Source organism: Fluviicola sp., from assembly GCF_030151805.1.
In the GTDB taxonomy this organism is placed as follows: domain Bacteria; phylum Bacteroidota; class Bacteroidia; order Flavobacteriales_D; family Crocinitomicaceae; genus Fluviicola.
The window spans coordinates 1-2,767 of the sequence record NZ_JASLCN010000406.1; the positions used below are offsets into that span (position 1 = coordinate 1).

Annotated in this window: 4 protein-coding genes; 2 read left to right on the top strand and 2 right to left on the bottom strand. The window is 42.0% G+C overall.

The features are described from left to right. Positions 1–112 precede the first annotated feature (112 nt). Complete coding sequence (locus tag Q1V93_RS15345; RefSeq protein ID WP_300665866.1) at positions 113–508, top strand: hypothetical protein; 396 nt, start codon at positions 113–115, stop codon at positions 506–508. A 2-nt stretch (positions 509–510) separates the two neighbouring features. On the opposite strand, the gene Q1V93_RS15350 is transcribed toward Q1V93_RS15345, so the two are convergent. After that, positions 511–1,374: a nucleoside phosphorylase gene (locus Q1V93_RS15350; protein ID WP_300665868.1), complete on the bottom strand. Its 864-nt coding sequence runs from the start codon at positions 1,372–1,374 to the stop codon at positions 511–513. 115 nt (positions 1,375–1,489) lie between these two features. Next, the gene (locus tag Q1V93_RS15355) at positions 1,490–2,227 is read right to left on the bottom strand and encodes a DUF4197 domain-containing protein (RefSeq protein WP_300665870.1); all 738 of its coding nucleotides are present in this window, start codon (positions 2,225–2,227) and stop codon (positions 1,490–1,492) included. Between the two features lie 58 nt (positions 2,228–2,285). Between Q1V93_RS15355 and Q1V93_RS15360 the strand changes: the two genes are divergently transcribed. Further along, on the top strand, positions 2,286–2,767 hold a 482-nt coding region (locus tag Q1V93_RS15360; protein ID WP_300665871.1), incomplete at its 3' end, for a competence/damage-inducible protein A.

The window sequence follows — 2,767 nt, forward strand, 5'->3', positions numbered from 1 at the left end:
AAAATAAATAGCGGAAAGGTTGGTAATTGCTACCGGCCTTTTTTTGCTTTCATCCGGTTTCGAAAGAGGCAGATTGAGATTTATTCCCTATTTTAGGAACTAAATGAAAGTCATGAAGTATTTCTCGTTGATATTGGTTGGTGCTCTGCTGGTCGGAACGTTTAGTTCCTGCGGAGAAAAGGAAGAAGCCGGAGCCAAAGTGGAGGCAAATCAGAATTCTCCTGAGTATAAGGCGTATGAACTGGTAAATAACCTGGAAATTGTCAAAAAACTACAGGTTGCAGCCGAAAGAAAAAACCAGAAGGTTTCTTTGCAGTTGAGTAAGGATCTGTTGAATGGGAAGAACGGGTATTACTGGTTCCAGGTTGTTCAGCAGATCGGGAACACGAAAATCATCAAAATGAATGTGAAGGTGCGCGAGAATAATTTCAAAGTGACCATTCTGGATGGTAATAACGGAGATGATTTAACTCCGGAAGAATATGAACGAAAGTATCCGATTGAGTAAGATCAGATTCGGTCTAATACATATTGAATCAAACGATTCATTTCGTTTTCATATCCTTTGCTGAATTCCATCCGGGGTCTGTTTGCGATTCCGAGGCAAATCGTAATGCATTGATGTCCCATGGCTTTTCCAAGTGAAAACAGGGCAGAACTTTCCATTTCGAAGTTCACCACGCGATGCCCTTCGAAAGAAAATGCTTCCAGCTTTTCATTGATATCAGGAGTTCTTGTTCCAAGGCGAAGAGATCTTCCCTGTGGTGCATAAAAGCCGGAACTGGTTACGGTGATTCCCCGATGGGTTTCAGGTCCTTCGAATTGATCTAAGAGTTGTTTTGAAGCTTCTGCGCAGTAGGGCGTGATTTCCTTCGGGAAACCTACAAATGAATCCAGGGAGCGCGCTAATTCTTTCTCGTGCTCACTGAATGCAATCGGGTAGAAGTGCGCCACATTGTCAATGCCGACCGCATGACTTGATAAAATATAGCTGTGTACATCAATATCTGCCTGCAGAATGCCACAGGTTCCGATCCGGATCAGGTTTAAAGATGTGATTTGCTCTTTGTTTTTGCGTTCCTTCAGATCGATGTTCACCAAAGCGTCCAGTTCGTTAATGACAATATCAATGTTGTCTGTCCCGATTCCTGTGGACAAAGCGGTGATGTGTTTTCCTTTGTAATATCCGGTATGACAAACAAACTCGCGGTGCTCCGATTGATGTGTGATCTCATCGAAAAATGCCGAAATAGCAGCCACGCGGTTTTGATCTCCGACTAATAAAACATGATCGGCGAGGTGTTCGGGAGAAATCCCCAAATGATAGACATTTCCCTTTGAATCTAATACCAGTTCTGACGCAGGATACTTCATGTGAATTGAGAATTGAACAGTTTAAAATTGAAAAGTAAATTCAAAAGTGAGAAGAGAAAAGTTAAAAAATGTTCTTCGACTTTTCAATTATTCATTTTGCATTTTCAATTATTAATTATTTCTTGATACTTCCGAAAACTTTAGAAAGCAAATCAGTTACACGTGCGGCAGGATCTTTTCTGATTTTGTTTTCTTCCTTTTCAACCATTTGGAACAACCCGGAAATTGCTCTTTCGGTGATGTATTGATTCAGATCCGGATTGATTTTTTCTCCACCTGTCAAACTCATTGCACCGTTGTATTTGGTAATGATCGGGTTCCAGTATTCTGTCAGTTTTACTTTAGAGATCGCTTCTTTTACTTTCGGGGAAAATGCAGCAACCAGTTTGGAGGTTGTATTGTCTTTCAGGAATTTGGTCGCAGCGCCGTCTCCGCCGTTCAAAATGGCAAAACCATCCGAAATACTCATATTCAAAATAGCGTCTTTGAAGATCGGTAGAGCTTCTTTTGTTGCTTCTTCGGCTGCTCTGTTCAGTGTTGTTTCAAATTTTTCGACCTGGGAACCCAATCCCCAATCCATTGCTTTTTCTTTTACCTTGATGGCATCTGCAGGAAATGGTAAGCGGATCGCGTCATTTTTCAGGAATCCGTCCGTTATGGAAGTTAGATTCACCGAATTTTGAATCCCAACCGTCAATGCTTCCTTTAATCCCGAAATCACTTCCGAATTGGTCAATGAAGGGGTTGTACTTGTTCCGGTATTGATGGTGCTTGCTGCTTCTTTTAAGGTTTCGCAAGCAGATAAACCAACCGCAAGACTACTTAATGCCAAGATTGTTGTGAATTTTCTCATGGATTATTTTTTATGTTCAAACTTAAGAATAATTTTGTCTATGCTCAAAAACAGTACCATGATTCATGTTGAAATTATATCCATCGGAGATGAACTTTTAATCGGACAGACAATCAATACGAATGCTTCATGGATGGGAACTCAATTAGCAGATAACGGAATCAAGGTTTCGCATGTTGCCACGATTTCCGATTCATGGGAAGCTATTTCGGCTGCGCTCCGGGATGCACACGACAGAAGCCAGGTGGTTCTGATCACCGGCGGACTCGGACCTACTAAGGATGACATTACGAAACAAGTCCTGTGTTCGTATTTTCATACACGCCTGGTTTTAGACGAGCAGGTGCTGCGTCATGTGGAATCGTTTTTCGTCAAACGAAACCGCCCGATGCTGGAAGTGAACAAACTTCAGGCAATGGTTCCCGAATCGTGTGAGGTACTTTTCAATGATCAGGGAACGGCTCCCGGAATGTGGTTTGAGAAAGACGGAACCATCTTTGTTTCGATGCCGGGTGTTCCGTATGAAATGAAATACCTGAT